The sequence below is a fragment of the Flavobacterium aquidurense genome (genome assembly GCF_001404985.1).
GTDB lineage: Bacteria > Bacteroidota > Bacteroidia > Flavobacteriales > Flavobacteriaceae > Flavobacterium > Flavobacterium aquidurense_B.
The window spans coordinates 463,487-486,619 of the sequence record NZ_JRLF01000009.1 but is presented as its reverse complement, the minus strand read 5'-3'; the positions used below and the strand labels follow the sequence as shown (position 1 = coordinate 486,619).

Sequence of the window (23,133 nt, the reverse complement as noted above, 5' to 3'; positions counted from 1 at the left end):
TTAATTCAAATGACATTTAATAATAAAATTGAACTTATGGCTCCCGCCGGGAGCTTTGAGTCACTTCAGGCTGCGCTAGATAATGGCGCAGATTCTATCTATTTTGGTGTAGAGCAACTCAATATGCGTGCGCGTTCAACGGTAAATTTTACTATGGAGGACTTGCAGGAAATTGTGAATCGCTGTGAAGCTAAAAATGTACGAAGCTATTTGACTTTAAACACGATTATTTACGATCATGACTTGTCTGTTGTAAGGACATTGTTAAATAAAGCTAAAGAAGCCAACATAACAGCTGTAATTGCGTCAGATCAAGCAGTAATTGCAATGGCAAGATCGATTGGTATGGAAGTGCATATTTCGACACAATTGAATGTAACCAACATTGAAACCATAAAATTCTATAGTTTATTTGCTGATACTATGGTTTTAAGCCGCGAATTAAGTTTGCGCCAGGTAAAAAGAATTACAGATCAAATAGAGAAAGAACAAATAAAAGGTCCGAACGGAAATTTAGTCGAAATCGAAATTTTTGGTCATGGTGCTTTGTGTATGGCAGTTTCAGGGAAATGTTATTTGAGTTTGCATTCGCATAATTCATCTGCAAATCGTGGTGCCTGCAAACAAAACTGTCGAAAAAAATATACCGTTATCGATCAGGAAACTGGTTTTGAGATCGAACTGGATAATGAATATATGATGTCACCTAAAGATTTATGCACACTGGACTTTCTAGATCAGGTAATTGATTCAGGAATTCAGGTTTTAAAAATAGAAGGTCGTGGTCGTGCGCCTGAATATGTGGCAACTGTTATTAAAACGTATCGGGAAGCTATTGATTCGTATTATGATAAAACATTTTCGAAAGAAAAAACCGCAGTTTGGATGGAAGCGCTGAATACAGTTTATAATCGTGGTTTTTGGTCAGGATATTATTTAGGGCAGGAATTAGGAGAATGGAGTGATATTCCGGGATCTGCAGCAACGCAAAAGAAAGTATACGTAGGGAAAGGAACACATTATTTCCCGAAAGCTGAGGTAGGGCAATTTAAAATCGAAGCTTACGACATTAAAATTGGGGATAGAATCTTAGTAACCGGACCAAGTACGGGAGCTCAGGAAATGATTATTAACGAAATGTTTGTTAATGATTTGGTTTCTGAAAAAGCAACAAAAGGGGATGATTGTACTTTCAAACTTCCGTTTAGAATAAGAATGTCGGACAAATTATATAAAATAGTTGAATTGTAATGGTTATCATAACTTTACAAAGAGATAAATGCATTGGCTGTAATTACTGCGTCGAAATGGATCCGGTACATTTTCAAATGTCTAAAAAAGACGGGAAATCGGTATTGATTCATTCGAAAGATGCCAAAGGTTTTTTTACTTTAAAATCGAATAATCACGATCTTGCTGAAGGTTTTGAACTGGCTGCGAAAGCGTGCCCAGTGAAGATTATCACAGTCAAGGAGACTTAGAATTAAAACAATCCCTATTTTGTAATAATGCAAAATAGGGATTGTTTTGTTTTTGAAACTTTCTTTGTTAAATGCCTATTTTGGCATCGATATTATGCTTTTCGACATATGCTTTTGCGACATTCATTAATTTTGTAAACTTAACTTCTATGTCGTTTTGAGTTGAGGCATCAAAATCTGCTATTGCTTTTTCTATTGTTTCAGGTGAAGCTTTTTCATCCTTCATTTTGGCAATTGGCAAATAGCCTTCTTTTTCTTTAGCAATTGCATAAGAGAATAAATCTTTTGATGCCTGAAGAAGTTCCCGATTGTCATCATCTTCCTTTATATCTTTGATATTTTTCAACTGAATTTCTAAATTTGCGATATCAAATTTAAAATAATCGTAATATGAAGATGGAATCATTTTTTTTTGGGCTTCATCATAAACCTGAGGTTCAGATTCCAGCTTAAAATTAATATCCTTACTTCCAAAACGAGATAATAAATTCGAATTTAGTGCGGCTATTTCAAAAGTTTTTTCTGGGGAAAGGTTTGTACAAGAAGTTGAAAATATACTTGCAGCGATTAATACTAATAATATTATGGAATTATTTAATGTCTTTTTCATTTTTTAAGTTTCTTGTTATTTATCCTTTTAAAATTTTAATTTTCTCAGCGTCAAATTCTTCAGAAGTTAAAATTCCCGCATCTAGAAGTTCTTTCAAATCTAATAATGCCTTTTTCTTTACTTCCATAGAATTTCCTGAATCTGCTTTTTGTGGTTCTTCTTTCTGAATTGGTGTTATCACAGTTCCAGATGGCGCATATTTCAAAATCAATTCTGTAATTTCATTAAAGCCTTTTACATTCGAATAATCAATTGCTTTTTGCTCTTTTACATTTACAATAGAAGCGTCTGCTTTATTATCAAGTAAATATTTGACAGCATCTTTCTTTCCGTTTGCAGCGCTGTAATGTAAAGGTGTATTCCCGGATTCGTCCTGAATGTTGATATTTGCCCCAGCTTCTATTAGTAATTTTACCATACTCAAATTGCCTTTTTTTGTAGCAACATGCAGAAGACTTTCGCCACCATACGTATAATTGCTATTGAGTGTAAAACTAGATTCGTTAGCAATATTTGTAGCGCTAACAATCCAATCCAGATAATCATTCATAGAAGAAGTGTCGCTGGCCAAAGGTTTGCTGTAGTTCACGTCAACTCCATTTTCTAAAAATAAAGAGACAATTTCTTTCTGATTATTCGCGCAGGCGTACCAAATAGGAGAGTAGCCGTTATTGTTTGATGCGAATACATCAGCTCCTCTTTCGACTAAAAGTTTAGCAAGCATTCTGTTGGTTTCATAGCATGCAATCAAAAGAGCATTTTCTCCTGAATGATTGACATGATTTATAGCTGCGCCATTGTCTAAAAGTAAAGTAACAACCGGGATCGATTTGGTGTAACAAGCATGAAGAAGTGATGTGTTTCCTAGTTTGTCTGTGACATTAATATCGGCTCCTTTGTCTAAAAGCAACTGAATAATTTCCCTATTTAATTTTGTTGAAGCAAGGATAAGTGGCGTTTCTCCATTATTATTCAGTAAATTAACATCAATTCCTGCTTCAAGCAACTTTGTTGCAATTTCAGTTTGAGCGGTTTGAACCACTAAATGTAAAAGACTGTTTCCTGATTTATCATTTTTGGTAATTTCAGCGCCATTTTCTAAAAGATATAAAGCAGTTTGCTTTTGCTTTTGCAAACAGGCAAAGAATAAAGGCGTTTCTCCCTGATGATCTTCATAATTAATATCAGCACCATCTATGCATAAAATTTTTACAATATCAAGATAACCTCTGTGAGCTGCATAGTGAAGGGCAGTTCTTCCTTTTTCATCTGTATATTTTACATCCACTTCCTTGTTTTGAAGTAGTAATTCGGCTATTTTTCTGTTGCCGTTTTCACAGGCAATTATAAATGACATTGACATATTAGTAGTATTTTGTATAATTCAGTTTATGATTTCATTAAAAGTTCGACCGTTTTAATTTTCAGGTTATCTCCGGATGCAAGCATTAAAGCGGTTTCATCTTTATCATTGGTAATCGAAATATCTGCTCCCTGATCTAAGAGCAGCTTCACTTTTCGATAGGTTTCCTTTGCCATTTCTGCATCATAATTGACATTATACGCGCAAACTTTATGCAAAATTGTGTTTCCCTGATTGTCTTGTTCATTCACATCTAAAGAAACATTTTCTAAAACCGATTTTAAAATGTCTGATTTCTTTTCAACAATGAAATCAATTCCCGATTTTGGCTGACCATAATATTGAGCGCAGAAGTTTACATCGGCACCATCTGATAACAATCTTTCTAAAAAGGTAATATCGCTTGGAGAGCCCGAAACAGAACTGATGAAATGAGTCAATAAAGTGCGTCCGTCTTTGTTTACAATATTAAAATCAGGTGAAGAAACTGTTGCTAGCGCATCGTATATATCAAAAGAAAACTGTTCAGCAACAGCGTAATAAAAAGGGGTATTGTTGAGGTTGTCTGTTTCGTTGGCATCCGCTCCATTTTCGAGTAGGAAGGGAACAAAATCTTTTTTGCTTCTTTTAACAGCACAGATTAACGGAGTTGTGCCAACAATGTTTTTTTCGTTAATGTCGACACCATTATCTAAAAGAATGGCTATGTATTCTTTTACTTTATCTGTTTCAAGACCATAAGTGTTCAAAATAGTATAAATGAAATTTTCTCCTGCATTATTTTTATATTGAGCATTCGCACCAAAATCATCAATCAGAGTTTTAATGATTTTTGGAGATGCATTTTTTTCAAGAAAATAACCAAGTAACGTTTTATCGCTTATTTCATCATTAATGTTTTCCATTTTTGACATGAGTTCTTTGAAAAAAGCAATCGATTCATCGTCATCTTTTAATCCGGTTAAAGAATTAAAAATCGATTTGTCAAAACTATCCAATTCATAGATATCGGTTTCAATAAAACCCGCTTTAATTAATTTTTCAATAAAATCAATTTCTTTAGCTTCAATAATTTTGGTTGTGATTTGAGAAAAATTGTTTTTAAGATATTGATCGTTAAAAATTTCGCCGTTATTTAGGCATTCTCTGGCCTCGTCAAATTTTCCTTGGAAAAGGAAATTTTCAATCTGGTTTTGTGTTTGCATTTGCAGTGGTATTTTAAATGAAAAATTATGTTTTGATGAAGCCAGGATTGATAATAGTTGACTTCACAAACTATGTTGTAAGATAAAACATAAAATTGACAAATATATTTCAAGATGAAAATTAAAAAAGATTTATATACATTAATTTTTACATCAGCTAATAGATTACAGAATTCCGGTTTTAAAGATTGAAGGTCACGGTTGTGTCCAACATTTATCAAAAAATATCGCGAAGCTATTGATACCTATTATTATAAAGCGTTCTCAAAAGAAACGGTTTCCGTTTGTTTAGAAGCTTTAAATACGGTGTATAACCGCCGTTTTTGGCACGGATATTATTTGGGTCAGGAATTGGGCGAATGGAGTGATATTCCTGGATCTGCGGCAACTCAGAAAAATGTTTATGTAGGAAAGGGAACTCATATTTCCCAAAAGCAGAAATGAGACAATTAAATTTGAAGCTTACGACATTAAAAAAGGAGATAGAATATTACTTACGACCCAAGTACAGGTGCTCAGAAAATGATAATTGACGAAATGTTTGTAATGATATAGTCTGAAAAAGCGACAAAAGGAGATAACTGCACTTTTAAAACCCCTTTTAGAATTAGAATGTCTGATAAATTATATAAAATTGTGGAGGTATAATGGTTATTATAACATTACAAAGAGACAAATGCATAGGGTGCAATTGCTGTGTTGAAATGGATCCGGTATTCTCAAATGTCAAAGAAAGACGGGAAATCCTTTTTGGTTCAAAGGAAGCAAAAAGGATTTTTTACTTTAAAATCCCCTAATCATGTAATTGTAGAATGCTTTGAATTGGCTGTAAAGCTTATCCAGTTAATATCATTATTGTTAAAGCAACAATGTTGCATGTTTAATGAGAGTGCTTGATTCTTAATAATGCACAGGACTTTGTGTGCAGGAGCAATTACTGATTCCCCTTAGGAAATCAATTCCAATAGTGACCACATGTGTCCCTGAGTTGTAGGCGCCAAGCTGGTTTAGCGATGCCTGATAGGAATACCCAAAATAGAAATCATTTTTTTTGAATCCAGCCATTGGCCCAATCATTAGGGGCTCAAGGGGCTGATCGTTTAAGAAACGATAAGAAACTCCGATCCAGAAATAATCTTCATAGCGGTTGTATTGTCGGTATTTGAAATTTATGTCAGTACTGGAACGCTTGTCACTGGCAAACATCTGGTAATATAGTGAGGGCTCAAATTCTACCCTGTTGCTGTTTGCGCCTTTAAAAGTAAAGCCGGTATACACTTGGTAATTTCGAAGCAGGCCGGGTTCTATGCCTGTAAACTGGTCTATTTTTTTCTCGAGTATATTACTGATATTAAAGCTCAGGAAATATCCTTTGTTTCGGTATAATGCCCCAATGTCAAAGTTGCTGTTGGCCAGGTATCTGTTATTTGTAATCCCAGGATCAGAAACGGGCATTTCAGCGGTAGGTTTGAATTGGTCTATATCGATTTTGAAATTATTAAAGTTATAGGAGATTCCAAAGGAAAGGTATTGTTTGGAATAGTAATCCAAAATCAGGTGATGAGCAAATGAAATTTTTGCTCCCATCTGTTTGGTATATCCATTGGAGTCGTTGTAGAGGGATATTCCTACCCCGGAACGGTCCAGAACCCTGAAATCGGCATATACGGACTGGTTATCGGGGGCATCTTTGATTCCTACCCATTGTGTTAGCCCGTTGGCTCGTATTCTTAAATTGTCGCCAATACCGGCAAATGTTGGGGATACAACAAAGGGATTGTCAGCGAGGTATTGTGTAAAGACGGGTAGATTTAATTCCTGGCTGTACCCTGCGGTTACAGCCATAATTAAAATGGTTATGATGAATTTTTTCATTGTATTGTACGTTTTAGATAACATGACTTTTTGTGGCGGGTTATCTGTAAAGGGTGAAATGGCCAACAAACTCCCTGTTGTCCTTATTGTCGTTTAGTTTTAATACATACCAGTAATCTCCGGAGGACAATTCATTTGCGTTGTATTTTCCGTCCCATTTTTGACCGTACTTAAAGTTTCCGATGATACGTCCATGTCTGTCAAAGATGGTAAAGGTCAACTTATGATAGTTGCTGCTGCATCCAGGTCCCCACTCATCATTGATGCCGTCCCCGTTTGGGGTAAAATGGTTTGGGATACAGACATCGATGTATTCAAAATATCTTGAAGCTGTAGCGGTACATCCGTTTTTATCCGTTACGCTGACTTGGTATATGCCTGATTTGTATATAATGAACTTATTTTCGGTGGTGTAAGGTTCCTCGTTAAAGGAATATCTGTATGGTCCTTCGCCGCCTTTTGGAGTGGCAAGAATCTGGTTCAATTCCCCATCCTCAATACTTAGGGCCAGAGGCTCAATGTACTGAATGGTAAAATCCTTTGCTGTCCTGGTACAGCCATTTGAATGTCTGGCTGTTATGGTGTGCTTGCCGGGGCTAAGATTTGTAAAAACATTCCAGGATTGGTAACTTCCCCCGTCAAGGGAATAGTCGAGATCGGCAGGATTGTTAATACTGGAATCCACCGTTACGGTTACCCTGTTGGCATTGGCATTCTCTACACAGGCAGTGGCGATATTGACAACAGGATTCAGTTTGACCGCATCGGGAAGGATTGCCGAAATCTCAGCAGTACAGCCCATTGCATCTATAATGTAAACGATATGTTTTCCTGCCGAAAGATCGGTAAGGTCTATTATCTTTTGTTGGGGCCCGCTTTTTACAAAAGGTCCTTTTTTGCTGTCCAGCCTATAGGTATAAGGCATGGTTCCTCCTGATATTTCGATACTAAAAGCGCCATCTTTATCCCCCTGACAGAATTCGGGAAGTATAGGCTCCAAAACTTTGACCTGTAAAGCAAGAGGTTCGGTTATGGTGACCTGAACGGGTGTCGTACAGTTATTGCTGTCCGTTACAACAAAAGTATAGTCTCCTGCTATAAGCCCGGTTTGCGATGGGGTAATGGTATAAGGGGCTGTTCCTCCTGATGGAATAATAAGCACGGATCCGCCTGCATCGCCTTTGCACTCTATATTGAACTGATTTTTAATGCTGGCACTAAGGACCATATCGGGTTCAGTAAGAGTGGCTTTGACTGTTGTCTTACAATTGTTACTATCGATGACGGTAAAGGTGTGGACTCCTGCGCTCAAACCGTTTTGCGATGGAGAAATAATATAGGGTGCTGTTCCTCCGGTTGGTGTGATCACTACGGATCCGCTTGCATCACCTTTACATTTTACATTTACCTGACTTTTAATGGTAGCAGCCAGAGCCATGTCGGGTTCTGTAATTGTGGCCTTGATTGTTGTTTTACAATTATTATAATCTGTTACGGTAAAAGTATGAACCCCGGCAGTCAAGCCAATTTGTGAGGGAGTAATGGTGTAAGGGCCTGTTCCTCCTGTTGCAATTACAACGGCTGATCCGTTTGCATCACCTTTACATTTTACATCGACCTGAGCTTGTATTGTTGCTTGTAGGGCTATAAGTGGTTCGTTAATGGTAACACGCACTTCTGTGGAACACTTCTTAGTATCGATAACGTTAAAAATATGCACCCCTGCCGTTAACCCACTTTGCGATGGGGTAATGGTGTAAGGGCCTGTTCCTCCGGTTGGTATGATTACTACTGATCCGGTTGCATCACCTTTGCATTTTACATCAACGTGTCTGTCTGAAACGGCTGTAAGGACAGAAGGTTCTGTGATATTGATTTCCACGTCAGTCGTACAGTCATTGGCGTCTGTTATAGTAAAAATATGTATGCCTGCATTTAGTCCTGTTGTGGATGGAATCGTATAAGGTGCTGTTCCTCCGAAAGCAGTAATCAGAACCGATCCGTCTGCCAGACCATTGCAGGATACATTGATCTGCTTGCCTGAAACGGCTGTTAGTACTTGAGGTTCAGTTATGTTTACTTCTACGTTAGTTGTACATCCGTTGGCATCTGTTATGGTAAAAATATGTATGCCTGCATTTAGTCCTGTTGTTGAAGGAATCGTATAAGGTGCTATTCCTCCGGAAGCAGTGATTTCTACTGATCCGTCTGCCAGACCATTGCAGGATACATTAACCTGTTTGCCTGAAAAGGCTTTTAGTATTTTAGGCTCTGTAATGATTACCGGAACCTCTATTTCGCAATTATTACTGTCGGTAACTGTAAAAGTATGATTCCCTGCAGCTAAATTGTTTTGAGCCGGTGTAATGATATAAGGCGCTGTTCCTCCACTTGGTGTAATGTCAACCGAAGCATTTGATTCTCCATTGCAGTTTACATTTACTTGTGTAAATACGGCGCTAAGTATCTCCGGTTCTGTAATAGTTACGGGAATTTTTATCTCACAATTGTTGCTGTCAGTTACTGTAAAAGTATGGCTTCCTGCTTTAAGGTTGTTTTGAGTGGGTGTAATGATATAAGGCGCTGTTCCTCCACTTGGTGTAATGTCAACTGAACCATTTGATTCTCCTTTACAGTTTACGTTTTCTTGTGTAAATACAGCGCTAAGTATCTCCGGTTCTGTAATAGTTAATGGAATTTTTATCTCACAATTGTTGCTGTCAGTTACTGTAAAAGTATGGTTGCCTGCTGTTAAATTGTTTTGAGCCGGTGTAATGATATAAGGTGCTGTTCCTCCACTAGGTGTAATGACAACCGAAGCATTTGATTCTCCATTGCAGTTTACATTTACTTGTGTAAATACGGTGCTAAGTATCTCCGGTTCTGTAATAGTTACTGGAATTTTTATCTCACAATTGTTGCTGTCAGTTATTGTAAAAGTATGGTTGCCTGCTGTTAAATTGTTTTGAGCCGGTGTAATGATATAAGGTGCTGTTCCTCCACTAGGTGTAATGTCAACCGAAGCATTTGATTCTCCATTGCAGTTTACGTTTTCTTGTGTAAATACGGCGCTAAGTATCTCCGGTTCTGTAATAGTTACTGGAATTTTTATCTCACAATTGTTGCTGTCAGTTACTGTAAAAATATGATTTCCTGCTGTTAAATTGGTTTGAGCGGGTGTAATGATATAAGGCGCTGTTCCTCCACTTGGTGTAATGACAACCGAACCGTTTGATTCTCCTTTACAGTTCACGTTTACCTGTGTAAATACTGCGCTAAGTATCTCCGGTTCTGTAATGGTTACCACAACTTTTGTTTCACAATTATTGCTATCGGTTACTGTAAAAGTATGGTTGCCTGCTGTTAAATTGGTTTGTGCGGGTATGATGGTGTAAGGCGCAGTTCCTCCGCTAGGTGTAATGACAACCGAACCGTTTGATTCTCCTTTACAGTTCACGTTTACCTGTGTAAATACTGCGCTAAGTGTCTCAGGTTCTGTAATGGTAACTGACACTGTAGTAATAATGCTATTGCTATCTGTTACTATAAAAGTGTAGTCCCCTGCTGCTAAATTGGTTTGTGCGGGTGTGATGTTGTAAGGCGCTGTTCCTCCACTTGGTGTAATGACAACCGAGCCATTTGATTCTCCTTTGCAATTTACATTTGTCAGATGATCCACTATAGCATTTAGTGCCATATCTGGTTCAGCAATCGTTACGTCAATTTTTGTTATGCAATCATTACTATCTGTTACTGTAAAAATATAATCTCCAGCTGCTAAATTGGTTTGCGCTGGTGTAATAGTATATGGGCCTGTTCCTCCCTGAGCTGTAATAACTACTGAACCTGTACTATCGCCTTTACGCAATATATTTACCTGATTGCCTGAAACAGCACTTAATTCCTCCGGTTCTTTAATAGATACAAAAACTTCTGTTTCACAATTGTTGCTGTCGTTTACTGTAAAAGTATGGTTCCCTGCTGCTAAATTGGTTTGTGCGGGTATGATGGTGTAAGGTGCTGTACCTCCGCTAGGGGTGATGACAACAGAACCGTTTGATTCTCCTTTGCATTTTACATTTACTTGTGTGAATACAGAACTAAGTATCTCCGGTTCTGTAATGATTACCGGAACCTCTATTTCACAATTATTACTGTCGGTAACTGTAAAAGTATGATTCCCTGCAGCTAAATTGGTTTGCGCTGGTGTAATGATATAAGGTGCTGTTCCTCCACTCGGTGTAATAACAACTGAACCATTTGATTCTCCTTTACATTTTACATTTACCTGTGTAAATGGAGTAGTAAGTTTAGTTCCTACGGTTAAAATTAATTTCTGATCAGCCGTGCATCCATTATTTTCTTTGGTGTACGTTCCAGAAACGTTATAGATTTGTCCGTCAATATCCCAGGCAAAAGATTTACCAAAACAGATATTTTCTGTTGTGGTTATGGTTATTGGTTTCAATATTAAGTTAACTTCAACAGCTTTTCTATCCTCAGGTTTGTTTTCGCAATAATTATCTCCACTTACAGCAATATAATAAGTTTTTGAGCTATCAAGAATCCCTGTAGAATAAGAGGAGGAATTGCTTAAAAGTCTAGCGTCGCTAGTATTACTATCATACCAATAAAATTTTGTTCCTGCATTTGATGAAGGTGTTATGGTTGTTCCTGTACCCTCGCATACATTATATATAGATGATACTTCTATATCATTAGCTTTTGCCCGTGGAGTAACTTGTACGGTTGTTTCCTTGCTACCGGAACATTGTAAATTATTATTATTGGTTATGTCAATTCCTGTTTGGGCATAACGAATCCTGTATTTTTTAGTTTCGAATAATGAAAGGATTTCATGTTTTTCTGAAGTAGCTCCAGTAATATCCAACCAGTTAGTTCCATTAAATTGTTGCCATTGATAACTATAAACTGTCGTCGGATTATCAATAGTGGCTACTAAAGTATTGTTCTGTCCTTCACATGTGATTGTATTACTTTGTGAAATTATTAAAGGAGGCATACAAATACTAAAAGAAACATCATCAAATGCCACATCGTTACCCATGACATTGGTGTCACCCTGGGCATTGCTAACTCTAACAATTACCGAATCTAATCCTTCAGGAATCATAAATGACAAAGAAAGTTCATTCCATATGAGTTCATTTTTTTTGCTTAATTGCAACTCATTAGAAATTATTGATTTTAAAATAGTTCCGTTTACAGGGTTTATTAAATCAATTTTGACCATTGGCTTTACCGTATAACCTACATAAGACGTTGGTACCAAATTTGACGCATAAATAGAAAAAGTACATATACTGCCAGTACATAGTCCGGTATATTTTTTTTCATAAAATACACTTCCCACAATTGTATTTGCATCAAAAACTAGCATATATCCATTTCCAGTAGTGTGGTCGCCACCATTTGACCATGCACTATTCCCTTGGCTAGCATTTTTCATTACACCATATCCATTTGATCCTATCAGACCAGATGATGCAAAATTATATGTAGTGGTAAAATCTGAAGGCATTGGTCCTCTGTCGGAAGTTCCTGTTCCAAAATTATCATCTAGTATTACTTGCAACTCTCCGTTACAAACTAAAGGTGCTGCATTTACAATTAATTCCAAGATCTGATTGGCTGTACAACCATCATTTATTTCATGGTAAGTTCCAGTCTTACTATAAGCCTGACCGTTAACGGACCAAATATAGGTCTCTCCGGTATAGATTGTTGCTATTGTTTCAACATTTTCGGGTCTATTTACAATAGGAATATAGGTTATAGTAGAAATATTAGACGGTTTACCATAGTAATCATTAAAAGTATAATTTATTTGAATTGATTCTTCTACAGAATTATTTAGAGGAGTAAAGGTTACTTTCCCCGTAACTGAATTGTAGGTAAATGTTCCTTTATCTGGAACTGTTTTAGATGATTGAATACCTGGAGTATCTAAATCTAAATCTATTGATTCTCTATTTATAGTTGCTAAAGTATTTACTGTTCCATCATTATTGCTATTTATATCAGTAAGAGTTGTCGCTACCAAACCGGCACATTCTGATAGAGAATTTGGTCGTGCTATTGGAGTAAAAAGTGTAGGCAAATCAACAGAAAGATTTAGATTACGTATTTCATGAAAATTGTTATCTCCGCCAGTTGAGGATGTAATGGCGAATTTTACCATTGGTGGAGGTACGGTTTTATATTCGTAATTGTTTATTACTAAAGATTTTATATTGCCATGTTCTAAGTAAACATCAATAAAAAAGCCACCTGCTTGTCTAGGTTTTAGAACAATTTCTATTTTTCTATAACCAGCTTTAGAATTATCCGTAGCTGTTCTGTCTTTTCCTGGAATATTAAATGAATACGGTGAAGCTGTAGTTTGTGTACTTGTTAGATAAGGATACCCTATCGTCCCTGATCCTTGCCCTCTTAAGACAATGCTATTTGATGTGCTTTGGATTGTACCGCCATTTTTTCCTTCACTATTAGCTGCAAAATTACCATATTCATCAATTCCAATTCCTAAGTAACCTCCTGAAAAACCACTTACTGAATTTTGCTGGGCATAACCCAATGAACCGCCAAAAGCACCTGTAGTTACTGAAGGTACTGTTGCATCAAATAATACAAAGCAAATTCCATCGGCGCCATTAGATCCATTTCCTGTATGTGTATAATATTCAAAAGAAATAGTCATTCCGTATAGGGATGGAAAGGCATATAAATCAGACCATACAGTTCCACGTTGTTCTGTTTTGTTATTTGTTAATCTCAAAAAACCATTTCCCTCAGAATCATTATAACCATCTTTTAATCCAATTCCTCCTGTAAGAAAAGCAGTGGGCGATCCACCAAATTGTATATTAGAAGCAGTACTGTTTTTAAAACTTTCAGAAAATGGAAACTGAGCTTTAGTTTTCAGGCTAACAAAAAATAAAAGAATAAGGAAATAAAAAAAGTAAAGTTTATTGTAAGTAAAGCTTTGCATAGACAGGTATAGTGTTAAAATTGATTAAAAAAAATCATAATCTCAAAACACTTACGTCACATTTTTATTTAAGAAAATAATGAAAATCAAAGTATTTAAGGCAGATAATTTTAATATGATTTGATGCTTTGGTTTTTAAAAAATGAATTGGCAAAATTCCTCTATTTAACCACATTGGATTAATGGTAAAAGACAAAAGAGTGATAGAATAGGGTTAATTAAAAAACATTTTAAATTCCTTTTTCGCTAAAAATGAGTGATTTAACGCTTTAACATACCTTAAGAATAATCCGTAAAAAGCAAACTAAAAAAAATACTATCTTTACCGTTCAAACGTTTATGAACTTAAGTTGCTTTTTTTGCAACACTACATATATAATTATGGCATGTACAAGTTGTTCAACCTCAGATGGTGGCGCACCAAAAGGTTGTAAAAATAATGGGACTTGCGGCACCGATAGCTGCAATAAATTGACGGTTTTCGACTGGCTCGCTAACATGAGCCCGTCTAATGGAGAGGCAATTTTTGACTGTGTTGAAGTTCGTTTTAAAAACGGACGTAAGGAATTTTTTAGAAATTCAGAAAAATTAACTTTAAGCATTGGTGATATTGTAGCAACTGTTGCATCACCGGGACATGATATTGGGATTGTTACTTTGACAGGCGAATTGGTAAAAATTCAAATGAAGAAAAAAGGTGTTAATCACGAAAGTAATGAAGTGCCAAAAATTTATCGCAAAGCATCTCAAAAAGATATTGATATTTGGTCTGTAGCACGTGATCGTGAAGAACCAATGAAAGTTCGCGCACGTGAACTGGCAATTCAACATAAACTTGAAATGAAAATCTCAGATATTGAATTTCAAGGTGATGGATCTAAAGCTACATTTTACTATACAGCAAATGACAGAGTCGATTTTAGACTTTTGATAAAAGATTTCGCAAAAGAATTCAGTACGAGAGTAGAAATGAAACAAGTAGGTTTCCGTCAGGAAGCAGCTCGTTTAGGCGGAATCGGTTCTTGCGGAAGAGAACTTTGCTGCTCGACCTGGTTAACAGATTTTAGAAGTGTAAATACTTCTGCAGCAAGATATCAACAGCTTTCTCTGAATCCTCAAAAACTGGCCGGACAATGTGGGAAATTAAAGTGTTGCCTGAACTACGAGCTTGATACTTACATGGATGCATTAAAAGATTTCCCGGATTATGACACTAAATTAGTGACTGAAAAAGGAGATGCAATCTGTCAGAAACAAGATATTTTTAAAGGATTGATGTGGTTTGCTTATACCAATAATTTTGCCAACTGGCATGTTTTGAAAATTGATCAGGTTAAAGAAATTATCGCTGAAAACAAACAGAAAAATAAAGTTTCATCGCTTGAAGATTTTGCTATTGAAGTCGTTTCAGAACCTGAAAAAGACTTTAATAACGCAATGGGACAAGAGAGTTTAACTCGTTTTGATCAGCCAAAAAGAAAGAAAAAACCAAATCGCAAACGCAAACCAAATGCCGAAGCAGCAATTGTGGCAACTCCAAACAAACCACAGGCGACTCCAAATCAAAATAAACCTGCTGCAGGAAATTCAAATAAAGGGAATAATCCAAATAAAGGAAATAAACCAAATAATAACAAGCAGAATAAACCTAACAGTTCAAACGACAATAAACCGGCTGAACCTAGAAAACCTATAATTATTACTAAAAATGAGAATAAAAAATAGTGCGATTCTTCTTTTGGTAGGAATACTTCTTTTTTCTTGTGATAAAAAAAGAGTATTCGATGAGTACAAATCTGTTGGAAGTGCCTGGAACAAAGACAGTATTGTAACATTTGATCTGCCAGTTTTAGATTCGACCAAGAAATACAATTTATTTATAAATTTGAGGGATAACAACAATTATCCGTTCAAGAATTTGTTTTTGATTGTAGCTATTGAAACACCAAGCGGTTTCACAAAAGTAGATACTTTAGAATATGAAATGGCAAAACCAGACGGAACCCTGCTTGGGAACGGTTTTACAGATATAAAAGAAAGTAAACTTTATTATAAAGAAGATGTAAAGTTTAAAGGAAAATATAAAGTACACATTAAACAAGCTGTTAGAGAATCAGGTAAAATTCCTGGTGTTCAGGCTTTAGAAGGTATTACAGACGTAGGTTTTAGAATAGAACAAAAAGATTAGAAAAATAGTTATGGCCACCAAAAAAAACAATCAACCTAATAGTAATAAGGATATTAACTACTATAAAAAGAAATTTTGGAGATTTTTTGCTTATACCTTATTAGGTGTTTTAGCTTTCTTTTTATTTGCTTCATGGGGATTATTCGGTTCAATGCCTTCTTTTGAAGATTTAGAGAACCCGGATTCTAATCTCGCCACAGAAATTATTTCGTCTGATGGAGTAGTGATTGGAAAGTATTTTAAAACCAACAGATCTCAGCTTAAATATTCAGATTTGCCAAAGAGCTTAGTTGAAGCGTTGGTTGCGACTGAAGATGCCCGTTTTTATGAACATTCAGGAATCGACGGACGTGGTACTTTAAGAGCCGTTTTTAGTTTAGGAACTAATGGTGGTGCGAGTACATTAACACAGCAATTAGCGAAACAATTATTTCACGGAGAGGGGTCTAAGTTTCTTCCGTTTAGGATCGTACAAAAAATAAAGGAATGGATTATTGCAATTCGTCTGGAAAGACAATATACCAAAAATGAAATTTTGGCCATGTATTGCAACGTTTATGATTTCGGAAATTATTCTGTTGGAGTAAGTTCTGCTGCACAAACTTATTTTTCCAAAGATCCAAAGGATTTAACAATGGATGAATCTGCTATTTTAGTAGGAATGTTCAAAAACTCAGGGTTATACAATCCGGTTCGTAATCCTGAAGGAGTTAAAAATCGCCGTAATGTCGTACTTTCTCAAATGGAAAAAGCTAAGATGATTACTGACTCTGAAAAATTGAGATTGCAGGCTTTGCCTATCGCTTTAAAATTCAAATTAGAAAGTCACCGTGAAGGAACTGCTACTTATTTCAGAGAATACCTTCGTGATTACATGAAAAAATGGGTTGCTGAAAACAAAAAACCGGACGGATCTGATTATGATATTTACAAAGATGGTCTGAAAATTTATACTACGATTGATTCAAGAATGCAGTTACATGCTGAAGAAGCAGTTTCTGAACACATGAAAAATCTTCAACAGCAGTTTTTTATTGAGCAGAAAACCAATAAAAATGCGCCTTTTGTAAATATTACTCAGGCAGAAACGGAGCGACTTATGATGCAGGCAATGAAAAATTCTACGCGTTGGGCTATCATGAAAGATCAGGATAAAAGCGAGGATGAAATTATTGCTTCTTTCAAAGTAAAAACAAAAATGCGCATATTTACCTGGAAAGGTGAGCGTGATACAACAATGACTCCGCTTGATTCTATTCGTTATTTCAAACACTTTTTACAATCTGGTTTAATGGCGATGGAGCCGCAAACCGGAAATATTAAGGCTTGGGTTGGAGGAATTAATTATAAATATTTTCAATACGATCACGTGGGTCAGGGTGCAAGACAAGTAGGTTCTACATTTAAGCCCTTTGTATATGCAACTGCAATTGAGCAGTTAAATATGTCTCCTTGTGATTCTATTCTGGATGGTCCGTTTATGATTCATAAAGGACGTCATAATGTTACCGCTGATTGGGAGCCAAGAAACTCTGACAACAGATACCGCGGAATGGTAACCTTAAAACAAGGTTTGGCGAATTCGATCAATACAGTTTCGGCTAAATTAATAGATCGTGTTGGTCCTGAGGCTGTTGTTGAGTTAACGCATAAACTTGGTGTTAAAACTGAAATTCCTGCTCAACCTTCTATAGCATTAGGGGCAGTAGATATTACTGTTGAAGATATGGTTGCTGCTTACAGCACATTTGCCAATCAGGGAGTTTATGTTAAGCCACAATTTTTAAGCCGAATTGAGAATAAAAGCGGAGAGGTTATTTATGAGCCTATTCCGGAATCTCATGACGTTTTAAATAAAGATATTGCATTTGCCGTAATCAAATTACTTCAAGGAGTTACAGAAACTGGTTCAGGTGCACGTTTACGTACACAAGGCGGTGGAAGTGGAGATAACCGCTGGACAGGATATCCTTATATGTTCACAAATCCTATTGCGGGTAAAACCGGAACAACGCAAAACCAGTCTGATGGTTGGTTTATGGGGATGGTTCCTAACTTAGTAACAGGAGTTTGGGTAGGTTGTGAGGATCGTTCGGCACGTTTTAAAAGTTTAACTTACGGACAAGGAGCTACAGCTGCATTACCTATTTGGGGGTATTTCATGAAACTTTGTTATGCAGATCCGGGACTTCAGGTTTCTAAATCAGAGTTTGAACGTCCGGCAAACCTTTCTATTAAAGTAGATTGTTACAGCAGACCGGCAGTCGTAAAAGATACAACAGCAACAGAACAAAACACTGACGAGTTCGAACTATAGTTTTCAGTCGCGGTTTACAGTTTTCAGTTGAAGTGTATTCTGTAAATAAAAAAACATCCTTTTGTCCTTCTGATTCAGAAGGACAAAAGGATGTTTTTTTGTAATACTTTAAATGCAGCTAATTTGCTATGTAAAAGAAATATGTTTCTTTTTGAGCTTCTTCTAAAACTATTCAAAACCTATGTTTATATCTTGAAATAATTATATGAAAGGAATAAAGGAGGAGATTTTATTTTTACGAAATCGTTATAATTCAATCTAAAAATCTTATTTTTATCAAAAATATACAGTAATAAAGACTATTTCTTATGATTACAAAAAAAGTAAATAACGTTCAGGAAGCCATAAAGGGAATAGAAGGCGGAATGACTATTATGTTTGGTGGTTTTGGATTGTGCGGAATCCCTGAAAATACTATAGCTGCACTGGTTAATACGCCAATTTCTGATTTAACTTGTATTTCGAATAATGCGGGTGTTGATGATTTTGGTTTAGGATTACTTTTGCAGAAGAAACAAATCAAAAAAATGATTTCATCTTATGTGGGTGAAAATGCAGAGTTCGAGCGTCAGATGCTTTCAGGAGAACTGGAGGTTGAACTAACTCCACAAGGAACATTAGCAGAACGTTGTAGAGCAGCACAAGCTGGAATTCCGGCTTTTTTTACACCTGCAGGTTACGGAACAGAAGTTGCAGAAGGAAAAGAAGTTAGAGAATTTAACGGAAAAATGCATATCATGGAGGAAGCCTTCAAAGCTGATTTTGCAATAGTAAAAGCCTGGAAAGGTGATGAAGCAGGAAATTTGATTTTTAAAGGAACGGCCAGAAATTTTAATGCATGTATGGCAGGAGCTGCAAAAATAACTATTGCCGAAGTTGAAGAATTAGTACCTGTTGGAACTTTAGATCCCAATCAAATTCATATTCCCGGAATTATGGTGCAGCGCATTTTTCAGGGGGAAAAGTTTGAGAAGAGAATTGAACAACGAACAGTTAGACAAAGGAATTAGATAATGAGATAATTTGTCAATTAGATAATTAAGTCAATACTGTAACAATGTTGCTTTTAAAAAAAAACTTAATTATTTAGATGGCTTATAATAAAGTGATTAATATTTATTACATAAAGAAAAACATTAGATAATTAGAAAACGTGATAATTAGAAAGTTAAGTTAGATTGTACAAAGATTGGCATTATCTAATTATCTAATTTCCAAATTGACACATTAAGAAATATGTTAACAAAAGAAGATATTGCAAAACGAATTGCGAAAGAAGTAAAAGACCGATATTTTGTTAATCTGGGTATAGGGATTCCCACCTTGGTTGCAAATTATGTCAGAGAAGATATTGCAGTTGAATTTCAAAGCGAAAACGGCGTTTTAGGAATGGGGCCTTTTCCTTTTGCAGGAGAAGAAGATGCTGATATTATCAATGCCGGTAAGCAGACTATTACCACACTTCCGGGAGCTAGTTTCTTTGATTCGGCTTTTAGCTTTGGAATGATTAGAAGCCAAAAAGTAGATTTAACGATTTTGGGTGCTATGGAGGTTTCTGAAAATGGGGATATTGCCAATTGGAAAATTCCGGGTAAAATGGTAAAGGGAATGGGAGGAGCCATGGATTTAGTTGCTTCTGCAGAAAATATTATCGTTGCTATGATGCACGTGAATAAAGCTGGAGAATCTAAGATATTAAAAAAATGTACTTTGCCTTTAACGGGTGTAGGATGCGTAAAAAAGGTCGTAACAGAACTTGCAGTTCTTGAAGTGACTAAAAACGGTTTTAAACTCTTAGAACGTGCGCCTGGTGTTTCTGTCGAGCATATTATTGCCTCAACAGAAGCTGAGTTAATTATTGAAGGAGATATTCCGGAAATGGATATTTGATAAAATTCTTACTTTTAGTTTAAAAATAGATTTAGGTTGACTTTTAATAGGTCAGCCTTTTTTTGTAAGAATAATTTAAAGGTAGTTTTTGTCTCTTTTTCCAGTAAAATTAGGATGTTAGCTGTTTTTTAATATTTAATTCATTATAAATCAAAGGTATAATTATTTTTAGGCCACTTTTTTTATGAATTATTCAGGGTTTGTTAAATAAAAGTGAATTTAACATAAAAAATGTTGTATTTTATCGATTAACGGCAAATATCATCGATAATCTGACGTAAATAAAATACTTTTATCTCAAAATAAAGTATTTACTTACATTAAATATTTTATTTGTAATCCTTTAACCAAACTCAAAATAATTTATTATGAAAAGAAAATTACCAAAGATTATGACATCAACCGCTGTTATTCTTATATTTTCTGTGGCCGGATTTGCCCAAACCACAGACAAAAGGGTGAGTCAGAAAAATGTTTCAGAAAACGGACAACCAAGTTTAATCACTTTTAGTGAAAAATCTACCTACAAAGGGTCAGATTACAATACTGTCTTTAAAGAACAATTAGGCTTAAAAGACAACCAGTCTTTTTCGAAAGTCAAAATAGAATCTGATAAAGAAGGTTTTACACACGAAAAATTTCAGTTATACGAACAAGGTATTAAAGTTGAATTTGCCAATTATACACTGCATTCAAAAGGCGGAAAATTAACATCGATGAATGGAGAGTTTTATGCTCTTGCTAATGTTAAGACAACACCTAAATTATCCAGTCAGGCTGCTTTTGCCAAAGCTATTGCTTATACTGGAGCAAAAGAGTATTTATGGGAGAAACCGGAAGATGCCGCTGCAATGAATTATGAGAAACCAAAAGGAGAATTGGTTTTACTTCCTGCGATGGAAGAACAAGGTGAAGAGAGAAAAAGTGATAAAGTACGACTAGCTTATAAATTTGATATTTATGCTACAAATCCCTTAAGTCGTGGTGATCTTTATATTGATGCTCAAACCGGAGCAGCTTTGTATTACAACGCTACTATAAAACATCTTGGAGAAAATAGTCACGGCAGATTAATTTCGGCTACAGCCAAAAATCAAAAAGACATTGAAAGTTCTAATAAAGCTTTTGTTGCCGCAAATGCAGCAACTCGTTATAGCGGAACGCAAACCATTCAGACAAGTTTAAGCGGATCATCTTATATATTATCTGATGTAACACGTGGTAATGGGGTTCAGACTTATAACTCAGCCAGAACAGCAACTTATCCAACAACAAATTTTACGGATGCTGACAATAACTGGACAGCAGCTGAATATAATAATACAAACAAAGACAATGGTGCATTAGATGCACATTGGGGCGCTGAAATGACATACGATTATTGGTCAGCCGTACACGGTAGAAATAGCTTTGACAATGCAGGAGCAAAAATTAAAAGTTATGTTCATTATAATCTTGTAGCTGCTGGATACCCAAATAATAATAATGCATTCTGGAATGGTAGTGTTATGACATATGGTGACGGCACCGGAACGGGTGGATTTGATATTTTAACCGCAATGGATGTAGCCGGACACGAAATAGGTCATGCTGTTTGTACTTATACTGCTAATTTAGCGTATCAAAAAGAATCAGGAGCAATGAATGAAGCTTTCTCTGATATTTGGGGAGCTTGTATCGAATATCGTGCAGCACCAACAAAATCGACTTGGTTGGTTGGAGAAGACATCGAAAGAAGAAGCGGTCACCTTGCTTTGCGTTCTATGAGTGATCCAAATTCTGAAGGACAACCGGATACTTACGGCGGAACTTATTGGGTAAATGTAAATTGTACCCCTACAAGCAGTAACGATCAATGTGGAGTTCATACTAATTCAGGAGTTCTAAATCACTGGTTTTATATTTTATCTGTTGGTAAATCAGGTACAAATGATATTGGAAGCGTTTATAACGTAACTGGTATTACAATTGACAAAGCAGCAAAAATTGCTTACCGCTTAGAAAGTGTTTATTTAACTGCAAATTCAACATATGCAAATGCAAGAACTTCAGGTATACAATCTGCCATAGATTTATACGGTGCAGGATCTGCAGAAGTTATAGCAACTACTAATGCATTTTATGCTGTAGGTGTTGGTGCAGCATACGTAGGATCTACTGATACAGTTGCCCCAACGGCTCCAGCTTCACTTGCAGCTTCAGGAACAACGGGATCAACAACAAATTTAACCTGGACTGCTTCTACAGATAATGTAGCAGTTACGGGATATAACATATATCAGGGAACAACTTTAAAAGGTTCGTCTACAACAACAAGTTATACGGTAACCGGATTGACAGCTTTAACTGCTTATACTTTTAGTGTAAAAGCGAAAGATGCTGCAGGAAACCTTTCTGCTTCAAGCAATAGTGTAAATGTAACTACCACTGCAGCAAGTTTGGCATATTGTACTTCTCAGGGTAATAGTACTGCAGATGAAAGAATTAGTAAAGTTGTGTTTGGTACAATTAATAATACATCAACCGGAACAACAGGTTATGAAAATTATACTTCTATTTCTACCAATGCAACCACAGGAACAGCTTATACAATCACAATTACGCCAAGTTGGACATCTTCTGTTTATAGCGAAGGATATGCTGTTTTTATAGATTATAATCAAGATGGGGATTTTACAGATTCAGGTGAAACTGTATGGACAAAAGCTGCATCAACAACAACTCCGGTAACAGGGACTATAACAATTCCTGCTACGGCAACTCTTGGAACAACAAGAGTTAGGGTTTCTATGAAATACAATGCAATCCCAACATCTTGTGAGGCTTTTTCTTACGGACAAGTTGAGGATTACTCTATAAACATAACTTCTTCAGGAGCAATTATAACTCAGGAAATTGGGGCAGGATTAGTTGAGACCACTGAAACATCAAGTTTTGCATTATACCCAAATCCGGTTGCAGATGAACTAAATGTTTCATTTTTGAACAACACAGGATATACTTTTAGAATTGTAAATACTCTTGGACAACAAATTAGTACTGGAGAACTTTCCGGAAATCCTATTGATGTGAGCAAATTAAATACTGGAGTTTATATTATCGAATTGAATAACGGCAGTAAAAGAATCGTTAAGAAATTTGCTAAGAAATAAATTGAATTTGAATTAGTAAAAATGAAAAGCCTCGCAATTT

General features: G+C 36.0%; 13 protein-coding genes and 2 pseudogenes. 10 read left to right on the top strand and 5 right to left on the bottom strand.

Annotation, left to right across the window (positions count from 1 at the left end; genetic code table 11):
- Positions 1–9: 9 nt before the first annotated feature.
- Positions 10–1,251 (top strand): peptidase U32 family protein, encoded by a 1,242-nt coding sequence (locus RC62_RS08110; protein ID WP_055094341.1) that lies wholly within the window; start codon positions 10–12, stop codon positions 1,249–1,251.
- Positions 1,251–1,481 carry a ferredoxin gene (locus tag RC62_RS08105; protein WP_055094339.1) on the top strand — a complete coding sequence of 77 codons (231 nt, stop codon included), beginning with the start codon at positions 1,251–1,253 and terminating at the stop codon, positions 1,479–1,481. The genes RC62_RS08110 and RC62_RS08105 overlap by 1 nt, the downstream gene beginning before the upstream one ends.
- A gap of 67 nt (positions 1,482–1,548) precedes the next feature.
- On the opposite strand, the gene RC62_RS08100 is transcribed toward RC62_RS08105, so the two are convergent.
- The 3 genes from RC62_RS08100 to RC62_RS08090 are packed head-to-tail and all read right to left on the bottom strand — an operon-like array spanning position 1,549 to position 4,659.
- On the bottom strand, positions 1,549–2,091 hold the full coding sequence (locus RC62_RS08100; protein ID WP_055094337.1) for a hypothetical protein: 543 nt from the start codon (positions 2,089–2,091) through the stop codon (positions 1,549–1,551).
- A gap of 19 nt (positions 2,092–2,110) precedes the next feature.
- Positions 2,111–3,454 (bottom strand): ankyrin repeat domain-containing protein, encoded by a 1,344-nt coding sequence (locus RC62_RS08095; RefSeq protein WP_055094335.1) that lies wholly within the window; start codon positions 3,452–3,454, stop codon positions 2,111–2,113.
- Between the two features lie 26 nt (positions 3,455–3,480).
- Positions 3,481–4,659, bottom strand: a complete 1,179-nt coding sequence (locus RC62_RS08090) for an ankyrin repeat domain-containing protein (RefSeq protein ID WP_055094333.1) — start codon at positions 4,657–4,659, stop codon at positions 3,481–3,483.
- A 145-nt stretch (positions 4,660–4,804) separates the two neighbouring features.
- On the opposite strand from RC62_RS08090, the pseudogene RC62_RS23090 reads away from it, so the two are divergent.
- Positions 4,805–5,307 (top strand): annotated as a pseudogene (locus tag RC62_RS23090) (U32 family peptidase); the annotation flags it as partial.
- A pseudogene (locus RC62_RS23085) lies at positions 5,307–5,543 on the top strand (ferredoxin). The pseudogenes RC62_RS23090 and RC62_RS23085, both read left to right, overlap by 1 nt.
- Positions 5,544–5,559: 16 nt before the next feature.
- On the opposite strand, the gene RC62_RS08080 reads toward RC62_RS23085, so the two are convergent.
- Together RC62_RS08080 and RC62_RS08075 are read right to left on the bottom strand one after the other, a co-directional pair.
- Positions 5,560–6,534, bottom strand: coding sequence for a type IX secretion system membrane protein PorP/SprF (locus RC62_RS08080; RefSeq protein ID WP_055094544.1), 975 nt, complete (start codon positions 6,532–6,534; stop codon positions 5,560–5,562).
- Positions 6,535–6,574: 40 nt separating this feature from the next.
- On the bottom strand, positions 6,575–13,546 hold the full coding sequence (locus RC62_RS08075; RefSeq protein WP_055094329.1) for a T9SS type B sorting domain-containing protein: 6,972 nt from the start codon (positions 13,544–13,546) through the stop codon (positions 6,575–6,577).
- A 381-nt stretch (positions 13,547–13,927) separates the two neighbouring features.
- On the opposite strand from RC62_RS08075, the gene RC62_RS08070 reads away from it, so the two are divergent.
- From RC62_RS08070 to RC62_RS08045, 6 genes are all read left to right on the top strand, one after another.
- Positions 13,928–15,271 (top strand): stage 0 sporulation family protein, encoded by a 1,344-nt coding sequence (locus tag RC62_RS08070; protein WP_055094327.1) that lies wholly within the window; start codon positions 13,928–13,930, stop codon positions 15,269–15,271.
- Positions 15,255–15,734 carry a gliding motility lipoprotein GldH gene (locus RC62_RS08065; protein ID WP_055094324.1) on the top strand — a complete coding sequence of 160 codons (480 nt, stop codon included), beginning with the start codon at positions 15,255–15,257 and terminating at the stop codon, positions 15,732–15,734. The genes RC62_RS08070 and RC62_RS08065 overlap by 17 nt, the downstream gene beginning before the upstream one ends.
- Positions 15,735–15,744: 10 nt before the next feature.
- The gene (locus RC62_RS08060) at positions 15,745–18,051 is read left to right on the top strand and encodes a penicillin-binding protein 1A (RefSeq protein ID WP_055094322.1); all 2,307 of its coding nucleotides are present in this window, start codon (positions 15,745–15,747) and stop codon (positions 18,049–18,051) included.
- Between the two features lie 308 nt (positions 18,052–18,359).
- On the top strand, positions 18,360–19,061 hold the full coding sequence (locus RC62_RS08055; RefSeq protein ID WP_055094320.1) for a CoA transferase subunit A: 702 nt from the start codon (positions 18,360–18,362) through the stop codon (positions 19,059–19,061).
- 226 nt (positions 19,062–19,287) lie between these two features.
- Positions 19,288–19,941, top strand: coding sequence for a 3-oxoacid CoA-transferase subunit B (locus RC62_RS08050; protein ID WP_055094318.1), 654 nt, complete (start codon positions 19,288–19,290; stop codon positions 19,939–19,941).
- A gap of 368 nt (positions 19,942–20,309) precedes the next feature.
- Entirely contained in the window at positions 20,310–23,093 is a 2,784-nt protein-coding gene (locus tag RC62_RS08045; protein ID WP_055094316.1) for a M4 family metallopeptidase, read from the top strand.
- Positions 23,094–23,133 lie beyond the last annotated feature (40 nt).

What these genes read in the sequence shown, in the direction of transcription:
- RC62_RS08080 (WP_055094544.1), bottom strand. Translation starts at nt 6,534, where the DNA reads ATGAAAAAATTCATCATAACCATTTTAATTATGGCTGTAACCGCAGGG.
- RC62_RS08060 (WP_055094322.1), top strand. Translation starts at nt 15,745, where the DNA reads ATGGCCACCAAAAAAAACAATCAACCTAATAGTAATAAGGATATTAAC.
- RC62_RS08055 (WP_055094320.1), top strand. Translation starts at nt 18,360, where the DNA reads ATGATTACAAAAAAAGTAAATAACGTTCAGGAAGCCATAAAGGGAATA.
- RC62_RS08070 (WP_055094327.1), top strand. Translation starts at nt 13,928, where the DNA reads ATGGCATGTACAAGTTGTTCAACCTCAGATGGTGGCGCACCAAAAGGT.
- RC62_RS08105 (WP_055094339.1), top strand. Translation starts at nt 1,251, where the DNA reads ATGGTTATCATAACTTTACAAAGAGATAAATGCATTGGCTGTAATTAC.
- RC62_RS08075 (WP_055094329.1), bottom strand. Translation starts at nt 13,546, where the DNA reads ATGCAAAGCTTTACTTACAATAAACTTTACTTTTTTTATTTCCTTATT.
- RC62_RS08045 (WP_055094316.1), top strand. Translation starts at nt 20,310, where the DNA reads ATGAAAAGAAAATTACCAAAGATTATGACATCAACCGCTGTTATTCTT.
- RC62_RS08100 (WP_055094337.1), bottom strand. Translation starts at nt 2,091, where the DNA reads ATGAAAAAGACATTAAATAATTCCATAATATTATTAGTATTAATCGCT.
- RC62_RS08065 (WP_055094324.1), top strand. Translation starts at nt 15,255, where the DNA reads ATGAGAATAAAAAATAGTGCGATTCTTCTTTTGGTAGGAATACTTCTT.
- RC62_RS08050 (WP_055094318.1), top strand. Translation starts at nt 19,288, where the DNA reads ATGTTAACAAAAGAAGATATTGCAAAACGAATTGCGAAAGAAGTAAAA.
- RC62_RS08110 (WP_055094341.1), top strand. Translation starts at nt 10, where the DNA reads ATGACATTTAATAATAAAATTGAACTTATGGCTCCCGCCGGGAGCTTT.
- RC62_RS08095 (WP_055094335.1), bottom strand. Translation starts at nt 3,454, where the DNA reads ATGTCAATGTCATTTATAATTGCCTGTGAAAACGGCAACAGAAAAATA.
- RC62_RS08090 (WP_055094333.1), bottom strand. Translation starts at nt 4,659, where the DNA reads ATGCAAACACAAAACCAGATTGAAAATTTCCTTTTCCAAGGAAAATTT.